This is a genomic window from Microbacterium sp. CH-015, assembly GCF_049707015.1.
Lineage (GTDB): Bacteria > Actinomycetota > Actinomycetes > Actinomycetales > Microbacteriaceae > Microbacterium > Microbacterium aurum.
The window spans coordinates 22,139-45,617 of sequence record NZ_JBNAFJ010000005.1; the positions used below are offsets into that span (position 1 = coordinate 22,139).

Genomic DNA, 23,479 nt, shown 5'->3' on the forward strand with positions numbered 1-23,479 from the left:
GAAGAAACCCCCCGCTCGCGCGGGGGGTTTCATGTTTGGGGGGCGGACGTCACACCGCTTTCCTTGAGCCTGAGGCGGCGCTCTCGCGGGCGCGGAGGTCCTTTCGCAGGATCTTGCCCGAGGAGGACTTCGGGATCGCGTCGATGAACTCCACCCGGCGCACCTTCTTGTGCGGGGCGACGTTCTCGGCGACGAACGCCATGACCTCCTCCTCGGTGAGCCCGGAGTCTGGCGCCGGCACGATGAACGCCTTCGGGATCTCCTGCTTGTCGTCGTCGAGGACGCCGATGACCGCGGCATCCATCACCTTCGGGTGCCCCAGCAGCAGCGCCTCGAGCTCGGCGGGGGCGATCTGGTAGCCGTGGTACTTGATGAGCTCCTTGACGCGGTCGACGATCGAGAAGTAGCCGCCCTCGTGGGCGACGGCGACGTCGCCGGTGTGGAGGAACCCGTCGGCATCGAGCGTCTCAGCCGTCGCCTCCGGCTTGTTCAGGTATCCGAGCATGACGTTCGGCCCCTTCACCCACAGCTCGCCCGGGTGGGTCTGGCCGTCCTCGCCGAACTCGGTGATCTCTTCGCCCGTCTCGGTGTCGACGAGCTTGCAGACGATGTTGGGGAGTGTCACCCCGACGGAGCTGACCGGGATGTCGTCGCGCTGGTACGGCATGGCGTGGGAGACCGGGCTGAGCTCGCTCATGCCGTAGCCCTGCATCATGCGCGCGCCGATGCGACGCCCGGCGAGTTCGGCGGTCTCTCCGTCGAGCGGCGCCGCGCCGGAGAAGACGGTGTGCACCGTCGAGATGTCGAACTGGTCGACGATGGGGTGCTTGGCCAGGGCGACGGCGATCGGCGGCGCGATGTACAGGTACGTGCACCCGAACTTCTGGATGATCGTGAGGAACTCCACCAGGTCGAACCGGGGCATGGTGACGAGCGTCGCGCGCTGCTTCAGTGCCAGGTTCAGCAGCACCGTCATGCCGTAGATGTGGAAGAACGGCAGCACCGCGAGCACGCGGTCGGTCGGGCGGAGATCGATGCCGACGCGGCACTGCGCCACGTTCGCGACCAGATTGCGGTGGCTCAGCATGACCCCCTTCGGGATGCCGGTGGTGCCGGACGAGTACGGGAGCACCGCGACGTGGGTCGCGGGGTCGAAGCTCACCTCGGGGGCCGGCCGCCCCTCGGTCAGCAGCTCGCGCAGGTTCGGGTGGCCCCCTGTTTCTGAAGAGGGGGCGCCGTCGAGGACGATGAGCCGCTCGGCGGGGATGCCGACGGCATCCGCCGCGGCCTCCGCCTGCGGCAGCAGGGGACTCACCGTGACGAGCCAGGTGGCCCCGGCATCCGTCAGCTGCTTCTGGATCTCGCCCGGCGTGTACAGCGAGTTGATCGTCGTGACGGTCGCGCCGGCGCGGAGGATGCCGTGGAACACCGTCGCGAAGGCGGGGACGTTCGGGCACAGCACCCCCAGCACCGTGTCGGTGGTCACGCCCCGGGCCGCCAGCGCCCCGGCGAACGCGTCGATCTGCGCCTTGAGAGCGCCGTACGTCGTTTCGGCGCCCGTCCCCGGATCGATCAGCGCGACGCGGGCGCTGTCCTCGGCGCTGAGATCGCCGAACAGATCGTCGTAGATGCTGAGTTCGGGGATCTCGACATCGGGGAAGGGGCTGGTGAACACGGGCGGTCTCCTTCGACGGCGGTGCGCGGACCCGGCGACGCTGCCGGGTGGCTACATCATGCCATCCGGCGCGGACGCGGTTCCACACATCGCGGAACCGCGTGCCGCGCCGGGTGTCGGGCTCGCCCCGGGTCTCAGGCCGACGCGCCCGCCAGCTGCCCGGCGCTGAGACGCTCGGCCGCGCGCTCCTCGGCGGCGGCGAGCGGGGTGATGCCGCGCGCGGCGGCGGCCGCGAAGATGTCCCGCAGGGTGTCGCCGATGCCGGCGACACGGTCCATGATCTCGGCCCGCGTGCCGAGATGCTTGGCCTCCAGGTCGAGGTACACGACCCCGCCGGCGTTCACCACGAAGTCCGGCGCGTACAGGATGCCGCGGGCGGCGAGCCGGTCGGCGCCGGACCGCTCCGCGAGCGGGTTGTTCGCCGGTCCGCACACGGCGCGGGCGGCCAGCGCGTCGATGACGTCGTCGTCGAGCACGCCGCCGATGCCGGCCGGCACGAACACGTCCGCCTCGACGAGGTGCTCGGTGCCCGGCTCGACCCAGCGGGCGCCGAGCTCGGCGGCGAGATCGCGCTTGGCCGGGTTGACGTCGGTGACGGTGAGCACGGCGCCCTCCGCCGACAGGCGCACGGCGAGGCGGCTGCCGACCTGACCGAGCCCCGACACGGTGATGCGCCGGCCGGCGACGTCCGGCGAGCCGGTGGATTCGGCGAGGGTCGCGCGCAGCGACTCGTACACGCCGAGACTGGTCGGACCGGCCGGTTCGCCGGACCCGCCGACGGCGTCGGGCAGGCCCACGACGTGCGCGGTGCGCTCGCTGACGACGAGCATGTCGTCCGTCGTCGAGCCGACGTCTTCGGCCGTGCGGTACGCGCCGTCGAACCGCTCGACGGCGTCGCCGAGGTCGAGGTAGGCCGCACGTCGCCGTTCGGCGTCGAGGGTGGTGCCCGGCGGGAGACAGATGACCGACTTGCCGCCCCCAGCATCCAGACCCGCGGCGGCGTTCTTCAGGGTCATCGCGGCGGACAGGCGCAGGGCGTCGCCGACGGCGTCGCTCCAATGCGGGTACGTCCACATGCGGGCGCCGCCCAGGGCGGAGCCGAGCACCGAGGAGTGGAGGGCGACGGTGATGACCAGGCCGCTGCGCGGGCCCGTGGTCACCTCCACGCGCTCGTGGGTGAAATCGGGCAGGGGCAGGGTGTGCGTCATCGCATCCTCTTTCGGCTGGCCTTGTGGGCTGTGCTCTGCGGGTGCCGCGGCGTTGCGGCATCCGTCACCCATTCTGCCACTCGACGGCCGCGGTGGCGGGGTCGGGCTGGCGGCCGCGGCGGCGGGGTCGGGCCGTCGCGGCAGGGCCGGCTGGCGGCCGTCGCGTGCGAAAAGCAGGCTGGATCGACCCGCCGGCCGCCGCCCGGGCCCCGGAAGGACGATCCAGCCTGCTTTTGAGACGCGGTTCGGGCGATACGGTGGCACAATGACCGAGAATCTGCCGCCCCGCAGCCGCCTGGTCCACGACGCGCTGCGCGCGGCGGGCATCGGCGGCGAGATCGTCGTGCTGCCGGATGCCGCCTCCACCGCCCCGCTGGCCGCGGCCGCCCTGGGGGTGGAGGTGGGGGCGATCGCCAACAGCCTCGTGTTCTTCTCCGACGGCGCGCCGCTGCTCGTCATGACCAGCGGCGCGCATCGCGTCGACACGGCCGCGCTCGCCGAGCGCCTCGGCCGCGGGAAGATCCAGCGCGCGACGCCCGAACAGGTGCGCGAGGCGACGGGGCAGGCGATCGGCGGCGTCGCGCCGACCGGCCACCCCGCGCCCCTCACCACCGTCGTTGACGAGGCGCTGGCGGCCTACCCGGAGATCTGGGCGGCCGGCGGCACGCCCCACACGGTCTTCCCGCTGACCTTCGACGACCTCGTGCGCCTCACCGGCGGCACGGTGCTGAAGGTCGACTGACCGGTCTCGATCACGCCCTCAGGATGTCCCACGCCGTCACGGCGGCTGCGGCCGACCACGCCTGCGGGCGGCACGCCGCCGGGTAGGGCGCGGGACGCGGCAGATCGGTCGCCGCGTCGCCGGCGTGCAGCTCGGGCACGCGGTAGTCGAACGCCTCCGCTGCGGCGAGCATGCCGGCGACGACCTCCCGCGCGGGCGAGGCGAGTCCGGCGCGGGCCATGCCCCGCGCGACGATCGCGGTGTCGTGGGTCCACACGCTGCCGCCGTGGTAGCTCAGCGGCCAGTAGCCACCGGCATCCGTCGACAGTGTCCGCAGTCCGAAGCCGGACGACATCGAGGCCCCGGTCAGAAGCCGCGCCACCTCGGCTTCCTCCTCGGGCGAGAGGATGCCGGTGCCCAGCAGGTGCCCCGCGTTCGTCGTCAGCGTGTCGACCGCCCGGCCGTCGCGGTCGAGCGCGATGGCGGGGTAGCGGCCCTCGGGCGTCGTGACCCAGAACCGCTCGGCGAACCGCTGCTTCAGGCCCGCCGCCCATGCGCGCAGGCGCTCGGCGCCGGGCCGGCCGAACCGATCGAGCAGGTCCGCCCCGCCGATCGCCGCCTCGTAGGCATAGCCCTGCACCTCGCACAGCGCGATCGGACCCGCGGCGAGCGAGCCGTCGCGCCACTGGATCGAGTCGCCGGAATCCTTCCACCCCTGGTTCGACAGCCCGTGCCCGGTCTCGTCGACATAGTCGAGGAAGCCGTCGTCGCCGGCGCTGGCAGTGATCCACTCCAGGGCGGCCTCCAGGACCGGCAGCAGCGCGCGCACCTCGGCCTCGGGCATCCCGGCCGCGGCGGTATCGGCGAGCAGCGACACCCAGAGCGGGGTCGCGTCGACCGTGCCGTAGTACAGCGGTGGCAGCACGATGCCCTCGCCGGGCATCGCGAGAGTCCCCGCACGCAGCTCGTGCATGATCTTGCCGGGCTGCTCCGCCGTCGCCGGGTCGGTCCGCGTTCCCTGCAGACGCGCGAGCACACGCAGGGTGGATGCCGCCATCGTGCTGTCCAGGGGGAGCAGCAGCCGCGCGGCCCACAGCGAGTCCCGGCCGAACAGCGTGAAGAACCACGGCGTACCGGCGGCGAAGAACTCGTCGCCGGGGTGATCGGGCAGGGCGAGCCGCAGGGCCGCCAAGTCGTCGAGCGCGCGGCCGAGCCAGCGCTGCAGGCGCGGGTCGGCGCCCGTGGCGGATGTCGGCGCCGGCCACGGCGCGGGCGTCGCGGCCGCACGGACCACGAGCCCGGCGTCGGCCAGGCGCGCGGACCATTCCGCCGTCGCGGTCCCGTGCGCCGGGACCTCGAGGTCCCATGTCAGCGTCGCCTCGGCGGCCGCGACGCTGACGTCGGCTCCCGGGGCGGTGACGGTCAGGTGTGCGCCGCCGCCGTGCACGACGAGGCCGGATGCCGTGGTCTCGGCATCCGCTGCCGTGGCGCCGGCCGACCCGGCCTTCACCTCCTGCAGCGGCGAGAGATCCCAGCCGATCCGCGCGCGCAGCCGCAGGCGCACCGGCTCGGTCAGGTGGGCGTGCACGGTGAGCGTCTCCGTCGCGACGCCGTCGGCGACCCGTCGCTCGCGCACGAGCCGCACCTTCGGGTCGGGGAACGCGTCGTCGACGCCGCGCAGCAGCGCGTCGAAGCGCACCGTGCCCGCGTCGACGATCGCCGTCGCGACGTGCTCGGGCGCCGCGAAGGCGCCCGAGGCGCCGGCGTAGTCCACCCGCAGGGTCCGGACGAACCGGGTGTCGCCGTGGTAGATGCCGTCGATCGGCGCCGCGCCCATGTCGCCGTCGTCGGCCGACCAGGCCTGAGTCGGGGCCGACAGCGCCACGACGCGATCGGCCAGGAACGGCTGCAGTCCCGCCGTCATCCCTTCACTGCTCCTTCACTGGTGTTCATGATCCGCCGCTGGAAGATGAAGAACAGCACCGCGACCGGGATCGTCATGATCGCGGCGGCGGCGAGCTTCAGCGGATACTGGGTGCCCTGACTGAGCTGGCCCGAGGCGAGCGAGGCGACGCCCTTGGTGAGCACCGTCAGTTCGGGGGACTGGGTCGCCACGATGAAGTGGCTGAGCTCGTTCCACGAGCCCTGGAACGACAGGATCACGATCGTGATCAGGGCCGGTCGCGCCATGGGCAGCACGATCGACCAGAACACCCGGAAGGTGCCGGCGCCGTCGATGCGCGCCTGCTCCTCGACGGAGCCGGGGATCGACTCGAAGAAGTTCTTCATGATGAACACGCCCGCCGCGTCGACGAGGAGCGGGAGGATCATGCCGGCGTACGAGTCGTAGAGGCCGAGCTGGTTCAGGACGAGGAACTTCGGGATGAGCAGCACGACCGTCGGCACCGCCATGACGCCGACGACGAGGCCGAACACGACGCCGCGGCCGCGGAAGTTCAGGCGCGCGAGGGCGTAGCCGGCCAGCGACACGAAGAACACCCGGCCGAGGGTCACGCAGATCGTCACGATCGCCGAGTTCGCGAACCACAGCGGGAAGTCGCTGTGCAGGAAGAGCCGCTCATACGCTGCCGTCGTGAAGGTCTGCGGGATGAGCGAGATGGGGTCGGATGCCGCCTCCTGCTCGGTCTTGAACGACGTCGCCACCTGCACGAGGAACGGGTAGATGTAGATGAGGGCGAGCAGCACCAGCATCCCGTACAGCAGAACCTGACCGCCGATGCTGCCGGGGGTCAGGCGCTTGTGGCGGTGCGGGATCTGCACCGGCGGCTGCGCCTGCACCTCGACCTCGGTCAGTGCCGTCGTCGCGCTCACGACCGGACTCCCTTCGGCTGGTACGCGCGGATCCGGCGACGCGAGACCGGCCGGTCGCGCAGCACCCAGCGCTGGAAGAGCGTGAAGACGATGATGATGAGGAACAGGATGAAGGCGATCGCCGCGCCGATGCCCCAGTTCTGGTTCTGGAATGCGGCGGTGTACGACAAGTACGCGGGCGTCATCGTCGTCTTGGCAGGGCCACCCTGCGTGCCGGTGTAGATCTGGTCGAACACCTGCCAGCATCCGATGAGGCCCAGCGTGATGACGGTGAACAGCGTCGGGCGCAGCTGGGGGAGGGTGATGTGCCAGAACCGCTGCCACCCGTTCGCGCCGTCCATCATGCCCGCCTCGGTCAGTTCGTACCCGACGTTCTGCAGGGCCGCGACGAACAGCAGCATGAAGGTGCCGCTCGTGGTGAACACCGCCATGATGATGAGCGCGAACATGGCGACCGACGGGCCGGCCAGCCAGTCCCACCATGTGATGCCGAGGAACGTCCCCTGCAGGCCCGCCGGCGCGGAGGTCACGCCGAGCTTGCCGAGCAGGATCTGCACGAGACCGCGGGGGTCGTTGAACCAGTTGGGGCCGTTCATCCCGAACCACGCCAGGATCTGGTTGACGGGTCCGGCGAAGGAGAACAGGAACAGCCACAGCACCGTGATGGCCACGGAGCTCGTCACCGAGGGGAAGTAGAACGCGGTGCGGAAGAAGCCGCGCCCGCGGAGGATGCGGCGGCTGACGAGCACGGCGAGGAACAGCGACAGGATCGTCTGCAGCGGGACGACCAGCAGCACGTACCAGGCGTTGTTGCGCAGCGCGGTGCCGAAGTCGCGGGTCTGCAGGCCGCCGCCGGTGGTGATGGTGGCGTAGTTGTCGAGCCCCACGAAGTTGACCGAGGGCGAGAGAGGGCTGCCCCGGCCGCCCCAGTCCGAGAAGCTGACCCAGAGGGCCATCAGCACCGGGACCAGCAGGAACGTGCCGAGGATGAGGATCACGGGCGAGACGAACAGCCAGCCCGCGCCGGCCTCCCCCCGGCGCACCCCGCCGGAGCGGGGGCGCCTGGGAGAGGACGGTGCGGACGGCGTCGCGGCCGAGGCGACGGTGGCGGACATGGTGATCAGCCGACGACGGCCTCGAGGTTGGTCTGGACCGAATCGAGGATCGCCTTCACATCCCCGGTCTTCAGCGACTCCAGCTGGGCGTTGAAGTCGGTGATGACATCGGCCGCGCCCTTGTTGGTGGGAACGCCCTGCGCGTAGTCGGCGCCGGTGAGGAACGGCACGAGTTCGGGGTTGTCGCTCTTCCACTGGTCGGCAGCGGACTGCACCGACGGCATCGGGCCGAACGCCTTCGAGAAGGCCAGCTGCTGGTCGGCCGTCGTGAGGTACTGCACGAGGTCGAGCGCGGCCTTCTGGTTCGGGCTGTCGGCGGCCATGCCCCAGCAGTTCGTGAACTGCAGCGTGCCCTTGCCGGCGGGGCCGGCGGGCAGCTCGACGACCTTGGCCGTGACGTCGGGGTAGTCGCCGAGAGCGCCGGTGATCCAGTTGCCTTCGATCGTCATGGCGCCCAGCTGCTTGCCGAACGCCTCACCGCCCCATCCGGCGCCCACGTCGGACGCGTAGGCGAAGGTGCCGTCCTGCAGGTGCTGCTGCACGTAGGTCAGCGCCTCGACGTTCGCGTCGCTGTTCGCCTCGGCCTTCGTGCCGTCCTCAGAGACGAGGCGGCCGCCGGCCTGCGCCATGAAGGCGCCCAGGCGGGCGTACTCGCCGCCGAAGACGAGGCCCTTCGTGGTGCCGGAGGTGAGCTTGGCCGCGACATCCGCGAGCTGGTCCCAGGTGGTCGGGACGTCGGCATCCGTCAGCCCGGCGGCCGTCCACAGGTTCTCGTTGATGACGAGCTGCAGCGTCGAGAAGTCCTTCGGGGCGCAGTAGAACGAGCCGTCGTAGGTGAAGTTCTTCACGAGCGAGGGGTAGAAGTCGTCCTTGTTCGACAGCAGGTCGCCGTAGGCCTTCAGCGACCCGTTCTCGGCGTACCCGGCGAGCTGGTCCGAGCCGAGGTAGAACAGGTCCGGCGGCGAGCCCGCCGCGAAGCCCTGCGAGAGCTGCTGGGCGAGGTCGGTCGCCGCGACGACGCTCGCGTCGACGCCCGACTCCTTCGACCAGGCCGCGACGGCGTCCTGGACGGCCTTCGTCTCGGCATCCCCGCTCGACCCGATCATGACGGTCAGGGCCTTGTCCGACGAGGTGAGCTCGCCGGCGTCGCCGGAGCCGCTCGGGCTCGTGTCGTTGAACCCCTGGCCGCAGGCTGTCAGTGCGAGTGTCGTGGCGATCGCCAGTCCTCCCGCAGCGAGCAGCGTGCGTGCTGTGTGTCGCTTCATCGCATCTCCTTCGATCACGGTGGCCGCGCCGCGGTGCGTCGCGGCGCTCTCTCGGTGGCCGGCGTGGTGCCGTCTCCGTCCCGGTCTTGATCGTTCAAACCCGTCGCCGTGCGGTGGATTAGATCGTTCAAAATGTGGGATGCTTGCCAAGATAGACGGGACGGTGCGGATCCGTCAAGAGAGGCGACGATGAACAGACCGGCGACGATCGAGGACGTCGCCCGCGTCGCGGGGGTGTCCCGGCAGACCGTCAGCAACGTCATCAACGCGCCGCACATCGTGCGCGAGACCACCCGCACGCGGGTGGAGGACGCCATCCGGCGGCTCGGGTACGCGCCGCACGCGTCGGCGCGGCGGCTGCGTACGCGGCGCAGCTCGACGATCGGCGTGCACCTGGATCCCTACGCCGGCGGCATCTCGGGCGTCGTGCTCGACCGGTTCGTGCATGCCCTGACCGAGCACGCCGGCGAGCGCGGCCTGCGGGTCATGCTGTACGCCGCGCGCTCGCCCGAGGAGGAGATCCGCCGCATGTCCGACCTCCGCGACGGCGGTGACATCGACGCCGTCGTGCTGACCGGCACGTTCCCGGGCGATCCGCGGGCGGAGTGGCTCATCGACCGCGGGGTGCCGTTCGTGTCGTTCGGCCGCCCCTGGGGCGCGGACGACCTCGGCGCCCCCGCGCACCACTGGGTCGACGTCGACGGGGCGTCGGGCACGGCGCAGGCGACCGCCCACGCGTTGCGCACCGCCGGCGCGCGCGTCGCCTTCCTCGGCTGGCCGGCGGGATCGGCGACGGGAGATGACCGCGAGCGCGGGTGGCGCGAGACCCTGCCGACGGATGCCGCGGGCCCGCGCCTGGTGAGCCGCGAGAGCGTCGCCGAGGCGCGCGATGCCGCCGCGGCGGCCTTCGCGGAGCAGCTGCCCGACGCGATCGTCTGCGCGAGCGACTCGCTGGCCGTCGGCGCGCATCTGGCCGCCGTCGCGGCGGGATGCCCGCGCCTTCCCATCATCGGATTCGACAACACCCCGGCCGTCGAAGCGCTGGGGCTTCCGAGCGTGGAGCAGCTGCCGGAAGAGGTCGCCGCCGGCACCCTCGACCTGTTGATGGGGGAGGGCAGCTCCATCACGCAGGCTGCCGCGCTGCCGCACCGTGCGCACGTGCTCGTCACGCCGCGGCTCGTCGTGCGATAGCCGTCCGGCGCGTTACGCCGGGGCGGGGCCGGCCGCGCCGGTTGCCGGGGCGGCCCGGGTGCGCAGGGACGAGCCGGAGCCGTAGAGACGCTGCTGCAGCTCCGCCGCGGCCGCGGTCACCTGCGCGACGACGGATGCCGGGGGCGCGGCGGCCGGGCCGTCGGAGCCGCCGGGCCCGGGGCGGGAAGCGGCGGCCGGGCCGCCGGCGTCGGCCGAGCCGCCGGGCCCGGGGTGGAAAGCGCCGCCGGCGGCAACCGGCCAGGTGACGGCGATGGCCGCGACCGGCCAGCAGGCGTGGTCGTGGACGGCGACCGCGACGGAGCGGAAGCCGAGCGTCACCTCGCCGTCCTCCGTCGCGATCCCTGTCTGGCGCACCATCCGCAGCAGGTCGCGCAGTTCCCGCGGCGTCCGCGGACCGCGACCGGTGCGGTCGGCGAAGACCCCGGCATCCGGGTACAGCGCCCGCACCTGCTCGCGGGGGAGCTGCGCCAGCATCGCGCGCCCGGTCGCGGTGAGGTGGGCGGGCAGGCGCACGCCGACGTCGGTCACGAGCGCGGGGCGTCGCGGCGCGCGCTCCTCGACGAGGTACAGCACGTCGCGTCCGGTCATGACGGCCAGGTGCGCGCTCTCGCCGGTGCGGTCGGCGAGAGCGGCGACGAGCGGGCGGCCGAGGCGGGCGAGTGGCTGCTGCCGGGCGAAGCCCCCGGCGAGCTCGAACGCGGCCGTGCCGAGTCCCCACCGATGCTCCGGGCCCAGATGCACGACGAAGCCGTGCTCGGCCAGCGTCCGCAGCAGGTGGTAGACGCTCGACCGCGGGATGCCGAGGGCCTCCGCGATCGTCCGTGCGGCGACCGGCCCGCGCTGACGGGCGAGGAACGACAGGATCCGCAGCGTCTGGTCGGCGGCGGGCACCTGCGGCGCCGCGGACGTGTCTGGGATCACAGACACAGGATGGCACACCGCGGTGGCGGCGTCGGCAAGCGCGGAGTGGAATCGCAGGATGCCCCGCATCGCCCCCTTCGAGGTCCCCGCCCCCGTCGTCATCGGGGAGGAGCCGCTGACGGTCGCAGGCGTCGTGGACGTCGCCCGCCACGGCGCGCCCGTGCGGGTCGCTCCCGCCGCGTTCGAGCGCGTCGCGGCATCCCGCGCCCTCATCGAGCGCCTCGCCGACGATCCGCAGCCGCACTACGGCATCTCGACGGGCTTCGGCGCGCTCGCGACGACGTTCATCGCGCCGGAGCGCCGACGGCAGCTGCAGGCCTCGCTCATCCGGTCGCACGCCGCCGGCACGGGCGCCGAGGTCGAGCGCGAGGTCGTGCGCGCGCTCATGCTGCTGCGACTGCAGACGCTCGCATCGGGGCGCACCGGCGTGCGCCCGATCGTCGTGGAGACCTACGCCGCGATGCTGAACGCCGGCATCACGCCGATCGTGCGCGAGTACGGGTCGCTCGGCTGTTCGGGCGACCTGGCACCGCTGTCGCACGTCGCGCTGGCGGCGATGGGCGAGGGCGAGGTGCGCACGGCGACGGGCGAGACGGCGGCGGCCGCGGACGCGCTGGCCGCCGCCGGCATCCGCCCGCTCGTGCTGGAGGAGAAGGAGGGGCTCGCCCTCATCAACGGCACCGACGGCATGCTGGGGATGCTCGCCCTCGCGCTCGCCGACCTCGAAGAGCTGCTCACCGTCGCCGACGTCACCGCGGCGATCTCGATCGAGAGCCAGCTCGGCACCGACGCCGTGTTCGCCGCCGACCTCATGGCGCTGCGGCCGCAGTCGGGGCAGGCCGCCTCGGCCGCGAACCTCCGCGCCTTCCTCGCCGGGTCGGCGATCGTCGCGAGCCACCGCGACCCGGCCGTGTGCACGCGCGTGCAGGACGCCTACTCGCTGCGCTGCTCGCCGCAGGTGCACGGCGCCGCCCGCGACACGCTCGCGCACGCGCACACGATCGCGGAACGCGAGCTCGCGGCATCCGTCGACAACCCGGTCGTGACGCTCGACGGCCGCGTCGAGTCGAACGGCAACTTCCACGGGGCGCCGGTCGGGTACGTCCTGGACTTCCTCGCGATCGCCGTCGCCGACGTCGCCTCGATCGCCGAGCGCCGCACTGACCGGGCGCTGGATCGTACCCGCAGCAACGGCCTGCCGCCGTTCCTGGCCGATGAGGTCGGGGTCGACTCGGGCCTCATGATCGCGCAGTATGCCGCGGCGGGCATCGTCTCGGAGCTGAAGCGGCTCGCGGTGCCGGCGTCGGTCGATTCGATCCCGTCGTCGGCGATGCAGGAGGACCACGTCTCGATGGGGTGGGCCGCCGCCCGCAAGCTGCGGCGCGGCATCGACGGGCTCGCGCGCGTGCTCGCGATCGAGCTCGTGACCGGCTGCCGCGCCCTCGACCTCCGTGCCCCGTTGCAGCCCGGGCCCGTCACGGCGGCGGTGCGCGACCTCGTGCGCGGCGCCGGGATCGCCGGGCCCGGTCCGGACCGGTTCGTCTCGCCCGATGTGGAGGCTGCGACCGAGCTGGTGTTGTCCGGTGCCGTGGCGGCGGCGTCGGCAACTCCTTCGATCCGCGCCTGAAAGGGAGGAAAACCCCATGAACTCGACTGACAGCACGCGAATCGAAGGAGTTGGCCACACGCCGTCCGGGCGCTCACCCATTCGCGCGCCGCGCGGCGCCGCGCGCACCGCGAAGAGCTGGGGCGCCGAGGCCGCGAAGCGGATGCTGATGAACAACCTCGACCCCGAGGTCGCCGAGCACCCCGAGGATCTCGTCGTCTACGGCGGCACGGGGCGCGCCGCCCGCAGCTGGCAGGCGTACGACGCGATCGTGCGCACCCTCGACGAGCTCGAGCCCGACGAGACGCTGCTCGTGCAGTCCGGCAAGCCCGTCGGGGTGTTCCGCACCCACGAGTGGGCGCCGCGGGTGCTGATCGCGAACTCGAACCTCGTCGGCGACTGGGCGACGTGGCCGGAGTTCCGCCGGCTCGAGCACCTCGGCCTGACGATGTACGGCCAGATGACGGCCGGCTCGTGGATCTACATCGGCACGCAGGGCATTCTGCAGGGGACGTACGAGACGTTCGCCGCGGTCGCCCGGTCGCTGCGCGAGCGTCGCGGCGGCCGCGACGACCTCGCCGGCACTCTCACCCTCACCGCCGGGGCCGGCGGCATGGGTGGCGCGCAGCCGCTCGCGGTCACGATGAACGGGGGAGCGGTGCTCCTCGTCGACGTCGACGCGTCGCGCCTGCGCCGCCGGGTCGAGCACGGCTACCTCGACGAGGTCGCCCCCGACCTCGACGCGGCCGTCGCCCGCGCGTCGGCCGCGCGCGAGGCCGGCGAGGCGATGTCGGTCGGCGTCGTGGGCAACGCGGCCCAGGTCTTCCCCGAGCTCCTGCGCCGCCACACCGCGGGCGCGGTGCACATCGACATCGTGACCGACCAGACGAGCGCCCACGACCCGCTCGCCTACCTGCCGATCGGCGTCAGCGTGAACGAGTGGAAGGATGCCGCGGCATCCGACCCCGAGGCGTTCACCGCGCGGGCGCGCGCGTCGATGGCGGCGCACGTGGCGGCGATGGTCGGGTTCCAGGATGCCGGGGCCGCCGTCTTCGACTACGGCAACTCGATCCGGCGCGAGGCGGAGCTCGGCGGGTGCGCGCGGGCGTTCGCGTTCCCGGGGTTCGTCCCGGCGTACATCCGCCCGCTGTTCGCCGAGGGCCGCGGCCCGTTCCGCTGGGTCGCGCTGTCGGGCGATCCGGAGGACATCGCCAAGACCGACCGCGCCGTCGCGGAGCTGTTCCCCGAGGATGCCGCGCTCCGCCGCTGGCTCGACAAGGCGGGCGAGAAGGTGCACTTCGAGGGCCTCCCGGCGCGCATCTGCTGGTTGGGCTACAAAGAGCGCCACCTCGCGGGGCTGCGTTTCAACGAGATGGTGGCGTCTGGCGAGCTCGCCGGTCCCATCGTGATCGGCCGCGATCACCTCGACGCCGGCTCGGTCGCGAGCCCCTACCGGGAGACGGAGGCGATGTCCGACGGCTCGGACGCGATCGCCGACTGGCCGCTGTTGAACGCGCTGCTGAACACGGCATCGGGTGCGTCGTGGGTGTCGATCCACCACGGCGGCGGCGTCGGCATCGGGCGCTCGATCCACGCCGGCCAGGTCACGGTCGCCGACGGCACGGCGCTCGCCGCGGAGAAGCTCGAACGGGTCCTGACGAACGACCCCGGGACCGGCGTCATGCGGCACGTCGACGCCGGCTACGAGCGGGCGCGCGAGGTCGCGCGCGAGCGCGGGCTGACCGTTCCGATGATGGATGCCGGCGCATGAGCGCCGGCATGCTGTTCACGAACATCGGCGAGCTCACCACCAACGCCCCGGGACTGGGCGATGACCCCGACGACCCGACCGGTCTGATCCGCGACGCCGATCTTCTCGTCGAGGACGGCCGCGTCGCCTGGGTCGGCCGGAGCGACGCACGCACCCGCGACGGCTCCGAGGGCGATATCGACGTGGTGGATGCCGGAGGGCGGGCCGTCATCCCGGGGTTCGTCGACAGTCACACGCACCTGGTGTTCGCCGGCGACCGCGCCGACGAGTTCGAGGCGCGCATGCGCGGTGAGGCGTATGCCGCAGGAGGCATTCGTCGCACGGTCGCGGCGACGCGCACGGCGACGGATGCCGAGTTGCGCGCTCGTCTGGCGGGGCTCGTCGCCGAGCTGCACGCTCAGGGCACGACCACGTTCGAGGTCAAGACCGGCTACGACCTCACGGTGGCCGGTGAGGCCCGGCTGGCGCGTCTCGCGCGGGAGGTCACCGACGAGGTCACCTTCCTCGGGGCCCACGTCGTTCCCGACGAGTTCGCCGATGACCGCGCCGCCTACGTCGACCTCGTGTGCGGCCCCATGCTCGAGGCGGTCCGGCCACACGCCCGGTGGATCGATGTCTTCTGCGAGACGGGCGCGTTCACCGCGGAGGAGTCCGAGCGGGTCCTGCGGGCGGGTCTGGCCGCCGGGCTCGGCGTCCGCGTGCACGGCAACCAGCTGGGCGCGGGCGGCGGCGCGCGGATCGCGGTGGAGCGCGGAGCGGCATCCGTCGACCACTGCACGTACCTGACCGACGATGACGTCGCGGCGCTCGCGGCATCCGATACTGTCGCGACGCTGTTGCCGGGGGTGGAATTCTCCACGCGGCACCCGTACCCCGACGCGCGGCGGCTCATCGACGCGGGCGTCACGGTCGCGCTCGCGAGCGACGCCAATCCGGGCACGAGCTTCACGACATCGATGCCGCTCATGATCGCGCTCGCCGTGCGGGAGATGAGGATGACGGTCGCGGAGGCGGTGTGGTCCGCGACGGCCGGGGGTGCCCGGGCGCTGCGGAGGGCCGACGTCGGGCACCTCGGCGTCGGGGGGCGCGCGCATGTCGTGGTGCTGGATGCCCCCACGCGCACGCACCTCGCCTACCGGCCCGGGGTGCCGATCGTGCACGGGGTCTATCTCGACGGAGTCCTGATCGGGTGACGACGTCGCCCGCCGGCGTCAGGGGCGCGACCGGCGGCGGCGCAGCAGCAGCACGACCGCGAGGGCGACGACCGCGAGCACTGCGAGCCCGACACCGACCGGAACCGTGAGGTCGATCGAGCTGGTGTCGTTGCAGGGATCCTGCGCGACGACGCACGACGCCCAGACGAGGGTCGCGGCGGTCATCGCGCGTGCCCCGGGGCGTCGAAGCTCCAGCTGTCGGGATCGGTCGCCGTCGCGACTTCCCAGTCGGGAGTCTCCCACTGGAAGGTCGCGACGGCGCAGGTCGGCATGTGCCCGATCGCGCCGCCCGACAGGTGCTCGGCGAGCACCGTCATGCCGGGATCGTGCGCCACGATCACGACGCCGTCCGCCCCGGCCCGACCGCGCGCGCCCGCCGCGGAGAGTAGCTTCGCCGCCGGGGCGCCGTACAGGTCCGGGTCGAGTTCGGGCTCGAGGCCCAGTGTGGCGCCGAAGAACCCCGCGGTGGTGCGGGCGCGAAGCGCCGTCGACGACAGCAGCGCATCCAGGCGCAGTCCGGTCGCCGCCAGACGCCGCGCCGCGGCGGGAGCATCGCGCAGGCCGCGACTGTTCAGCGGCCGGTCGTGGTCGTCGAGCCCGGGGTCTCCCCAGTCGCTCTTGGCGTGACGGACGAGGACGAGCGTGGTCATGACGGATCCCTTCGGGCGGCCAGTCCCGCCAGCATCTCCAGCACGCACAGCGCCGCGAGGCGGACGGTGCGCTGATCGGGGGTGTCGGCGGTCGCGTCGACCTCGACGATGTCAGCGCTGCGCACCCGCGCGTCGCTCGACAGCGCGCGCACCAGCGTGCGCAGTTCGCTCGCCTGCAGGCCCCCGGGAACCGAGGCGGGGCAGGCCGGGGCGACCGAACGATCGCAGACGTCGACGTCGACGTCCAGGTGGATGCCGCGGCCCGCGCCCCCGGCGTGGCCAGCGGTCGCTCCCGAACCGCCCGAGCCGCCGCCCGCGACCTCGAGTGCCTCCGCGACGACGTCAGCGGCACCGCGACGGCGCAGCTCGTCGAGCGTGATGACGCGGATGCCGAGGTCGGCGGCGCGGCGCGTGTACGCGGCGGAGTTCGCGAAGTCCGCGATCCCGATCTGCACGACGCGATGCGGGTCGAGTCCGCCCGCGATGAGCCGTCGCACCGGCGAGCCGTTGGAGACGCCGTCGCGCAGGTCGAAGTGCGCGTCCAGGGTGATCAACCCCGCGGCATCCGCCCCCTCGGTCACGGGGCAGGTGAGGGAGTTGTCGCCGCCCAGCGCGACCACGAGGTCGCTGCGCCCGGCGAGATCCGCGACCCGCGCGCGCACCGCCGCCTCGCCGGCGGGACCGTCGGGGTCGGCGACGTCGCCGGCATCCGCGATGCGCAGCACCTCGTTGAGGTCGCGGGGCTCACCGGGCCCGATGACGGTCGGGCTGTAGCGCGTCAGCGCCTCGCGGATCGCCGCCGGCGTGGCGTGGGCGCCCGCCGGGGACAGCGACGTGCGGAAGGCGGGGATGCCGAGGATCACCGCGTCCCACGCGGGCGCCGACTCCGCGTCCGGCCAGCCGCCGGCCCGGGGCCACAGGTCGTCGTGGGAGAGTGCCATCAGCCCACGTACACCCAGGCCTGGCGACCGCTGGCCAGCGTCACCGCGATGCGGCGATACAGGGCGACCTCGTACTCGTCCGCGGCATCGAGCTCGTCGGCGGTGAGGAGCAGCACCCTGCCGACCACCCTGTCGACCGGACTGCCGGTGGCCCGCAGCACCGGGTGCACCGAGAGACCGGAGAGATCGACGACGCGGGTGTCGTCGATCTCGACGTAGTCGATCGTGTAGCCGGGGAGGGTGTCGGGCTCGCCCGCGACCAGCCGCCCGAACGTGTCGAGCTGCACCTCGGCATCCTGCAGCGTGCCGTAGGTGAACAGGAGCTGATCGCGAGGGAGGTCGGTCACCTCGCCAGGCTACCGCCGGCGCCATCCCGCGGCCAGGAGACCGGGCGGCGGCTACCCCAGCACGGCGTGGGCGATCGAGAAGATCGCGAGGCCCGCCAGGGCGCCGACGATCGTGCCGTTGAGGCGGATGTACTGCAGGTCGCGGCCGACCATGAGCTCGATCTTCTCGGTCGTCTCGGCCGGGTCCCACTTCTCGACGGTGTCGGTGATGATCGAGGCGATGTCGTGCCGGTACCGGTCGACGAGGAAGACCGCGGCATCCGCCACGCGCGTGTCGACGCGCTGCTGCAACGCGGCATCCGTCGCGAGGCGCTCGCCGATCTCGCCGAGCGCGGCGACGATGCGCCGCCGCAGGCCGCTCGCCGGGTCGCCGAGCGCGGTGAGCAGGCCCGCCTTGGCGGTGTTCCACGCCTCGGCGGCGAGCTCGCGCACGCGGGGACTGTCGAAGACCGAGCTCTTCGCGTCCTCGAGGCGCCCGATCGTCGTGGGGTCGTGCTGGAGGTTGTCGGCGAGGCGCTCCAGGTAGCGGTCGATGGCGCGGCGCGCGGGGTGGTCGGGGTCGGCCTGCACGGCCGCGGCGAACTTGACGGCCTCGTGGTAGACGGTGTCGTCGACGAGGCGCATCGCGACCGACGGCACCCACGAGGGGAGGCGCCGCGAGACGAGGCCGCTGAAGGAATCGCGGTTGGCGTTCAGCCACGTGACGATGCTGTCGACGCCGAGATCGACCGCGCCGCGGTGCGCGTCGGCGGCGACCACCCGCGACAGCCACGCGCCAAGCGTCGGGGCCCACTCCGGGTCGAGCAGGTGCTCGCGGGCCAGGTCGCTGATGAGGTCCTGCACCTCGTCATCGCTGAGGGCGCGCAGGATGCCGGCGGCCACCGTCGACGCCTCGCCGCTGACCGTCTCGGCGTGCGCCGGGTCGCGCAGCCACGCTCCGGCCGTCGCAGCGATGGGGGTCGATTCCAGCTTGGCGCGCACGACGCGGCCCTCGAGGAAGTTGGTCTCGACGAACTCCCCGAGGCTCCGGCCGATCTCGTCCTTGCGGCGCGGAATGATCGCGGTGTGCGGGATCGGGATGCCGAGCGGGTGACGGAACAGGGCGGTCACCGCGAACCAGTCAGCGAGGGCGCCCACCATGCCGCCCTCGGCGGCGGCCCGGACGTAGGCGAGCCACGGATGCTGCTCCTGCAGGACGAATGCGATGACGAACACGATCGCCATGACGACGAGGGCGCCGAGCGCGACGCCCTTCATGACCTGCAGCGACCGTCGGCGCTCCCGATCGGCGGGGCTCAGCAGTTCGGTCGGGGTGCGCGCCATCTGGGTAGTCTCGCACGCGGCGTATCCTGACGGAGTGATCGAAGACATCCGCAAGCGCGCGCTGCACCGCACCAGCATTCTCGAGGGCCAGGTTCGGGGGCTCGCACGGATGATCGAGAACGAGGACTACTGCATGGACATCATCGCCCAGTCCCGGGCGATCCAGAAGGCGCTCGCGTCGCTGGACAAGCTGCTCATCGAGAACCACCTGCGCACCCACGTGGCCCACATGTTCGCCGAAGGCGGGGAGCACCGGGAACAGGCCGTCGCCGAACTCCTCAAGGCCTACGACCTCGAGACCCGCTGACCGCGGCATCCGTTCAGGTGGCCGCCGGCCCCAGCCACGCGGCGGCGACCGTCGCATGGGCCGACTCCGGGTCGGAGGGGTGGAACATGCCGGCGAGCACGTCGCGGTACAGGCGGCTGAGCTCGCTGCGGGTGAAATACGACGAGCCGCCGGCGACGAGCATCGCCTCGTCGACGATCCGCTTCGCCATGACGACAGCGCGATGCTTCAGTCCGCTGAGCTTGGCGAACCACAGCGCGCCGTGATCGGCCTGCGCGTCGACGTCGGCGCTGAGCGCGGCGAGCTGCGGCAGCATCCCGTCGTAGGCCAGCGCCATCTCCGCGATGCGCCAGCGGATGTCGGGATCGTCGCTGTACGCGAGTCCGGTCTTCTTCGACCTGCGGCTCTTCGCGGTGTCGACGGCGAGATCGAGCGCGCGGCGGGCGACGCCAGTGTAGACGGATGCCAGGAGCACCTCGAACACGCTGAAGATCCCGAACACGATGGGGTCGGGGTTCGGGCCGGGGTCGACGATCCGCACGACCCGATCCGCGGGCGCGACGGCGCCGTGCAGTTCCGTGGTCCGCGACTGCGTACCGCGCATGCCGAGGGTGTCCCAATCGTCGCGGGTGACGACGGCGTCGTCGCGGTCGACGAACGCGTACACCAGCTTCGGATGGTCGGGATCTGTCGTGTCGAGCCCGTGCAGCCCCAACTGGGTCCACACCGGGCCGAGCGAAGTGAAGATCTTCGTCCCGGTGAACGCATAACCGCCGTCGCCGGTGGGCACGGCGGCGGTGTCGCTGCCGAACAGGACGAGGTCGTTGCCGGCCTCGCTGATCCCGAACGCGTAGACCTCTCCCGCCACGGCGCCCTCCTGCACGAACCGCAGCGTGTCGATGCCGCGGTCGGCGAGCACCTTCGCCACACCCGTCCACACCAGGTGCATGTTGATCGCGAGGGCGGTTGCGGGCGCCGCCGCGGCCAGGCGCTGCTGCAGCAGCGACGCCTCGGCGAGGCCCCATCCCGCGCCGCCGAGCGAGGTCGGAACCAGGATGCCGAGGTATCCGGCATCCGTCAGGTCGGCGAGATCGTCCTCGGGGAAGACGTTGTCACGGTCGACCTGGGCGGCACGGGAGCGGAACCGCTCCAGCAGCTCGTCGGGGAGGATGGCGGCGGGATCGAAGGCGGTCACTCCTCCATCCTGCCCCCGGGGCGGTGCGGGCGGGGCAGGATGAGGAGATGATCTCCACCGATCTGGCCCTGTCGCTGCGCGATGCCGGGCTCGTCTGGCACCCGGCATCCGGCGACCGTTTCCAACTCGACGAGCCGGAGTTCGAGGCCGACGTCTTCACTGTCAGCGAGATGACCATCGAGCCGCGCACCTATCCGACGGGGACGATCCTCGCCTTCAACGGCACGACGGAGTGGGCGCTGGATTCGGTCGCCCTCGAGGACGCGCTGTGGCTGCCGCGCGAGGACCAGCTGCGCGAGCTCCTTCGCGGCGCGTTCCGCAGGCTGGAGCGGCTGGCGGACACGCACCGCGTCGACATCGAGTTCGCGGGGGAGCGGCAGAGTTTCGAGCATCCGCAGCCCGAGGACGCCTACGGACTCGCGCTGCTCGCGGTGCTGCGGCGCATCGCCTGACCCGGCGGGCGGCCGCGACGGCGCGACGCGTCGCAGCGCACGGCGAGGCTCACGTCAGCGCGTCGAGCAGCTGACGCATGGTCTCCTCGGGCTTGTCGCGATGCGGCGAGTGGCCCGCGCCGGCGACCACCGACATCGTCACGACGGGGTTCGCGAGCACCTCCTGGGCGAGGGCGCCCCTGAAGATGGAGTACACCTTCGGGTCGCTCGCGATGACACGGGTGGGCACGGTGAGCCGCGCGGCGGCCTCGCGCACGTCCCACGGGGTGTTCTGCACGCTGGTCTGCTCCACCGCCCACCGGCTGGCCTGCTGCGCCGACAGCGCCTTCAACTCGATGTCGTGCGGGTGCCAGTGCGGATGCTCGGCGCGCACGGCGTCGACCGATGTGTCGGCGAAGGCGCGCTCCTGGCTGTTTCGCACGACCTGCCGGTCGTGGTCGGCGAGATGGATGCCAGGGTCGATGAGCACGAGGCGGCGCGTCCACGCCGGGGCGTTCGCGCTCGCGACCGTCGCCGCTGCACCCCCCAGCGAATGCCCGATCACGAGGTCCCACGGTTCGCCGTCGGGCGCCCCGGTGTGGACGACATCCGTGGCGTACGCGGCGATGGAGTAGTCCAGGGCGCGGGGCGCTACGCCGTGGCCGCGCAGGTCGACCGCGGTCGCGTGCCACCCGGCATCCGCCAGTGTCACGCCGTACCGCCACATGAGGGCGCCGTTGGAGCCGAGCCCGTGGATCAGGAGGGCGTGCTTCGCGGCGTGCGGCGCGCCCCACGCGAGGGTGGGAAGGGTCACGGGCGTCGGCATGGATTCAGCCTAGACGCGCCGCCGAAGTGGGCGTCTCAGGTGATGACGGGCACCGGTTCGGTGTCGGGGATGGGGCTGGCATCGCGGCCGCGCAGGTCGGGGAAGCCGCGGACGAACACGACGGCGACGAGGGCGCCGACGATCGCGAAGCCGGCCGCCGCCGCGTAGGCGCCGGCGCGACCGACGCCGTCGATGAGGAACCCGGCGATCGCCGAGCCGAGCGCCGCGCCGATGAGCTGGCCGGTGCCGATCCAGCCGTACGCCTCGGCCGTTTCGCTGAACTTGACGGATGCCGAGGTCATCGCGAACATCACGGCGAGCGCCGGTGCGATGCCCACGCCGGCCACGACGAGGCACGCGCTGACCCACCACGGCGTCGCGGCGGAGGTGACGTCGCCGACGACGAAGATCGCGGCGACGAGGCCGACCCCGACGATCGCCATGCGGCGCGCCATGGCCCACGGGCCGATCGGGATATGGCCGAACGCGAGGCCGCCCGCGAGGCTGCCGACCGAGAACACGGCCAGCACGAGGCCCGCCTCGAGTCCGCCGTGCCCGAACGTGGCGACGACGGCGGCCTCGACGGCCGCGCACGCGCCGATGAGCAGGAAGCCGATGACGGTCGCGAGCAGGACGACGGGCTTGCCAAGCACCTTTCCGAACGCGCGACGGCTGCGCGGGATGCGGACGCGACCCACCTCCGGCGAGAGGATGAACCACGCGCCGCCGGCGACGAGGAACACGACGATGAGCAGCAGGCCGGGCACCGTTCCGGCCTGCGTGGCCACGAGCGTGATGACGACGGGCGCGAGGATCCAGATGATCTCCTGCAGGCTCGCGTCGAGGGAGAACAGCGGCGTGAGCTGGCGGGCGTTGACGAGCTTGGGGTAGATCGTGCGGACCGCCGACTGCACGGGCGGCGTCGACAGGCCCGCGACGAGACCGAAGACCATGTACCCGGCGACCCCCATCGGAATGAGCGCGAGCGCCAGCAGCGCGGCGGCGCAAACCGCGGTCGTCAGCGTCAGCACGCGGCGCATGCCCCAGATGCCCATCCACCTGCTCGTCACCGGCCCCGAGGTCGCCTGGCCGACGGATGCCGCGGCCAGCACGAGTCCCGCGGCGCCGTAGGAGCCCGTCATCTGCTCGACGTGCAGCAGGATCGCGAGGCTCGTCATGCCGTTCGGGAAGCGCGCCGTCAGCTGCGCCGCGATGATGCGCGCCACGCCCGGCGCGCGCAGCAATTCCCGGTATCCCGCCACCCCTCCACGGTACCGCTCGGCTCCCGGCATCCGGTCACGCGGACTCCGACGCAGGGGAGGCTGTCGCGCGTGCTGCGCGACACGCCGACGACACGCCGAAGGGGAGTTTCCACACCCGAATCCGTGTCGGAGGCCCGGCGTATCGTCCGAGGCTGTGGATGGATCACGACCGGCCCGGTGAATTGCCCGCGATTCAGGCATTTTTCAGGTTCGCAGGATCGCCGCGATCTGTGGATGAAACGGTGGACAAGCTGTGTTGTACATGGGGAGAGCGGTGCAAAACTACACGGATGTAACTACTAGCCCTTGTGGTGCCCCCCATTGTCCGTACCCATATGTAGTATTGGACTCCCGGCGGGGCACTGCCGGAGAACTGGGCAGGACCGAGGGGAGAAAAGGATCGACATGGCGATCACGGTTTACACGAAGCCGTCGTGCGTGCAGTGCAACGCGACGTACCGGGCACTGGACTCGAAGGGCATCGAATACGAGGTCCTCGACCTGTCCGAAGACCCGGCAGCGCTCGAGCGCGTGAAGTCGCTGGGCTACCTGCAGGCGCCGGTCGTCGTCACCGACGAAGACCACTGGTCGGGCTTCCGTCCCGACAAGATCGACGAGCTCGCCTCGCGTCTGGCGTGACCGCTTCCGGTCGCCCTGCGAGCGCCGCGAGACGAAACG

Annotated in this window: 23 protein-coding genes; 8 read left to right on the plus strand and 15 right to left on the minus strand. The window is 72.3% G+C overall.

Going from position 1 to position 23,479, the window contains the following annotated elements; genetic code table 11:
• Positions 1 to 49: 49 nt before the first annotated feature.
• Both ACPYN4_RS09185 and ACPYN4_RS09190 read right to left on the minus strand, forming a co-directional pair.
• On the minus strand, positions 50 to 1,675 hold the full coding sequence (locus tag ACPYN4_RS09185) for an AMP-binding protein (RefSeq protein ID WP_424446204.1): 1,626 nt from the start codon (positions 1,673 to 1,675) through the stop codon (positions 50 to 52).
• 134 nt (positions 1,676 to 1,809) lie between these two features.
• Positions 1,810 to 2,883, minus strand: a complete 1,074-nt coding sequence (locus tag ACPYN4_RS09190; RefSeq protein WP_239279572.1) for a Glu/Leu/Phe/Val dehydrogenase family protein — start codon at positions 2,881 to 2,883, stop codon at positions 1,810 to 1,812.
• Between the two features lie 265 nt (positions 2,884 to 3,148).
• Between ACPYN4_RS09190 and ACPYN4_RS09195 the strand changes: the two genes are divergently transcribed.
• Positions 3,149 to 3,625: a YbaK/EbsC family protein gene (locus ACPYN4_RS09195; RefSeq protein WP_239279573.1), complete on the plus strand. Its 477-nt coding sequence runs from the start codon at positions 3,149 to 3,151 to the stop codon at positions 3,623 to 3,625.
• Between the two features lie 10 nt (positions 3,626 to 3,635).
• Here ACPYN4_RS09195 and ACPYN4_RS09200 read toward each other — a convergent pair whose 3' ends face one another.
• The 4 genes from ACPYN4_RS09200 to ACPYN4_RS09215 form a co-directional block, all read right to left on the minus strand.
• Positions 3,636 to 5,528, minus strand: a complete 1,893-nt coding sequence (locus ACPYN4_RS09200) for a glycogen debranching N-terminal domain-containing protein (RefSeq protein ID WP_424446205.1) — start codon at positions 5,526 to 5,528, stop codon at positions 3,636 to 3,638.
• Positions 5,525 to 6,316, minus strand: coding sequence for a carbohydrate ABC transporter permease (locus ACPYN4_RS09205; protein ID WP_239279633.1), 792 nt, complete (start codon positions 6,314 to 6,316; stop codon positions 5,525 to 5,527). The genes ACPYN4_RS09200 and ACPYN4_RS09205 overlap by 4 nt, the downstream gene beginning before the upstream one ends.
• Positions 6,317 to 6,432: 116 nt before the next feature.
• Entirely contained in the window at positions 6,433 to 7,551 is a 1,119-nt protein-coding gene (locus ACPYN4_RS09210) for a carbohydrate ABC transporter permease (protein ID WP_287269260.1), read from the minus strand.
• A 5-nt stretch (positions 7,552 to 7,556) separates the two neighbouring features.
• On the minus strand, positions 7,557 to 8,816 hold the full coding sequence (locus tag ACPYN4_RS09215; RefSeq protein WP_239279576.1) for a sugar ABC transporter substrate-binding protein: 1,260 nt from the start codon (positions 8,814 to 8,816) through the stop codon (positions 7,557 to 7,559).
• A gap of 189 nt (positions 8,817 to 9,005) precedes the next feature.
• On the opposite strand from ACPYN4_RS09215, the gene ACPYN4_RS09220 reads away from it, so the two are divergent.
• Positions 9,006 to 10,007 carry a LacI family DNA-binding transcriptional regulator gene (locus ACPYN4_RS09220; protein WP_281653062.1) on the plus strand — a complete coding sequence of 334 codons (1,002 nt, stop codon included), beginning with the start codon at positions 9,006 to 9,008 and terminating at the stop codon, positions 10,005 to 10,007.
• A gap of 12 nt (positions 10,008 to 10,019) precedes the next feature.
• On the opposite strand, the gene ACPYN4_RS09225 is transcribed toward ACPYN4_RS09220, so the two are convergent.
• Positions 10,020 to 10,919: an IclR family transcriptional regulator gene (locus ACPYN4_RS09225; RefSeq protein WP_424446281.1), complete on the minus strand. Its 900-nt coding sequence runs from the start codon at positions 10,917 to 10,919 to the stop codon at positions 10,020 to 10,022.
• A gap of 88 nt (positions 10,920 to 11,007) precedes the next feature.
• Between ACPYN4_RS09225 and hutH the strand changes: the two genes are divergently transcribed.
• From hutH to hutI, 3 genes are read left to right on the plus strand one after another with little or no spacing between them, the layout of a single operon-like run.
• A complete protein-coding gene (gene hutH / locus ACPYN4_RS09230) occupies positions 11,008 to 12,576 on the plus strand; it encodes a histidine ammonia-lyase (RefSeq protein WP_424446206.1) in 1,569 nt (522 codons plus the stop codon).
• Positions 12,577 to 12,592: 16 nt separating this feature from the next.
• The gene (gene hutU / locus ACPYN4_RS09235; protein ID WP_424446207.1) at positions 12,593 to 14,326 is read left to right on the plus strand and encodes a urocanate hydratase; all 1,734 of its coding nucleotides are present in this window, start codon (positions 12,593 to 12,595) and stop codon (positions 14,324 to 14,326) included.
• On the plus strand, positions 14,323 to 15,519 hold the full coding sequence (gene hutI / locus ACPYN4_RS09240) for an imidazolonepropionase (protein WP_239279580.1): 1,197 nt from the start codon (positions 14,323 to 14,325) through the stop codon (positions 15,517 to 15,519). Before hutU ends, hutI begins: the two co-directional genes overlap by 4 nt.
• Before the next feature lie 18 nt (positions 15,520 to 15,537).
• On the opposite strand, the gene ACPYN4_RS09245 is transcribed toward hutI, so the two are convergent.
• From ACPYN4_RS09245 to ACPYN4_RS09265, 5 genes are read right to left on the minus strand one after another with little or no spacing between them, the layout of a single operon-like run.
• A complete protein-coding gene (locus tag ACPYN4_RS09245) occupies positions 15,538 to 15,705 on the minus strand; it encodes a hypothetical protein (protein WP_239279581.1) in 168 nt (55 codons plus the stop codon).
• Positions 15,702 to 16,190 carry a SixA phosphatase family protein gene (locus ACPYN4_RS09250; RefSeq protein ID WP_239279582.1) on the minus strand — a complete coding sequence of 163 codons (489 nt, stop codon included), beginning with the start codon at positions 16,188 to 16,190 and terminating at the stop codon, positions 15,702 to 15,704. The genes ACPYN4_RS09245 and ACPYN4_RS09250 overlap by 4 nt, the downstream gene beginning before the upstream one ends.
• Positions 16,187 to 17,131 (minus strand): arginase family protein, encoded by a 945-nt coding sequence (locus ACPYN4_RS09255; protein WP_424446208.1) that lies wholly within the window; start codon positions 17,129 to 17,131, stop codon positions 16,187 to 16,189. The genes ACPYN4_RS09250 and ACPYN4_RS09255 overlap by 4 nt, the downstream gene beginning before the upstream one ends.
• Positions 17,131 to 17,478 (minus strand): gamma-glutamylcyclotransferase family protein, encoded by a 348-nt coding sequence (locus tag ACPYN4_RS09260; protein ID WP_287272039.1) that lies wholly within the window; start codon positions 17,476 to 17,478, stop codon positions 17,131 to 17,133. The genes ACPYN4_RS09255 and ACPYN4_RS09260 overlap by 1 nt, the downstream gene beginning before the upstream one ends.
• 51 nt (positions 17,479 to 17,529) lie before the next feature.
• On the minus strand, positions 17,530 to 18,801 hold the full coding sequence (locus ACPYN4_RS09265) for a DUF445 domain-containing protein (RefSeq protein ID WP_424446209.1): 1,272 nt from the start codon (positions 18,799 to 18,801) through the stop codon (positions 17,530 to 17,532).
• A gap of 34 nt (positions 18,802 to 18,835) precedes the next feature.
• Here ACPYN4_RS09265 and ACPYN4_RS09270 point away from each other — a divergent pair, with 34 nt between their 5' ends.
• A complete protein-coding gene (locus ACPYN4_RS09270) occupies positions 18,836 to 19,108 on the plus strand; it encodes a metal-sensitive transcriptional regulator (protein WP_076690198.1) in 273 nt (90 codons plus the stop codon).
• A 13-nt stretch (positions 19,109 to 19,121) separates the two neighbouring features.
• On the opposite strand, the gene ACPYN4_RS09275 is transcribed toward ACPYN4_RS09270, so the two are convergent.
• Complete coding sequence (locus tag ACPYN4_RS09275) at positions 19,122 to 20,282, minus strand: acyl-CoA dehydrogenase family protein (protein ID WP_424446210.1); 1,161 nt, start codon at positions 20,280 to 20,282, stop codon at positions 19,122 to 19,124.
• Between the two features lie 47 nt (positions 20,283 to 20,329).
• Between ACPYN4_RS09275 and ACPYN4_RS09280 the strand changes: the two genes are divergently transcribed.
• The gene (locus tag ACPYN4_RS09280) at positions 20,330 to 20,734 is read left to right on the plus strand and encodes a pilus assembly protein CpaE (RefSeq protein WP_281653071.1); all 405 of its coding nucleotides are present in this window, start codon (positions 20,330 to 20,332) and stop codon (positions 20,732 to 20,734) included.
• 49 nt (positions 20,735 to 20,783) lie between these two features.
• Here the strand turns inward: ACPYN4_RS09280 and ACPYN4_RS09285 are convergent, their stop codons facing one another.
• The gene (locus tag ACPYN4_RS09285) at positions 20,784 to 21,539 is read right to left on the minus strand and encodes an alpha/beta fold hydrolase (RefSeq protein ID WP_424446212.1); all 756 of its coding nucleotides are present in this window, start codon (positions 21,537 to 21,539) and stop codon (positions 20,784 to 20,786) included.
• 35 nt (positions 21,540 to 21,574) lie between these two features.
• A complete protein-coding gene (locus tag ACPYN4_RS09290; protein ID WP_424446213.1) occupies positions 21,575 to 22,801 on the minus strand; it encodes an MFS transporter in 1,227 nt (408 codons plus the stop codon).
• Positions 22,802 to 23,206: 405 nt separating this feature from the next.
• Here ACPYN4_RS09290 and nrdH point away from each other — a divergent pair, with 405 nt between their 5' ends.
• On the plus strand, positions 23,207 to 23,440 hold the full coding sequence (nrdH, locus tag ACPYN4_RS09295; protein ID WP_076690203.1) for a glutaredoxin-like protein NrdH: 234 nt from the start codon (positions 23,207 to 23,209) through the stop codon (positions 23,438 to 23,440).
• Positions 23,441 to 23,479 lie beyond the last annotated feature (39 nt).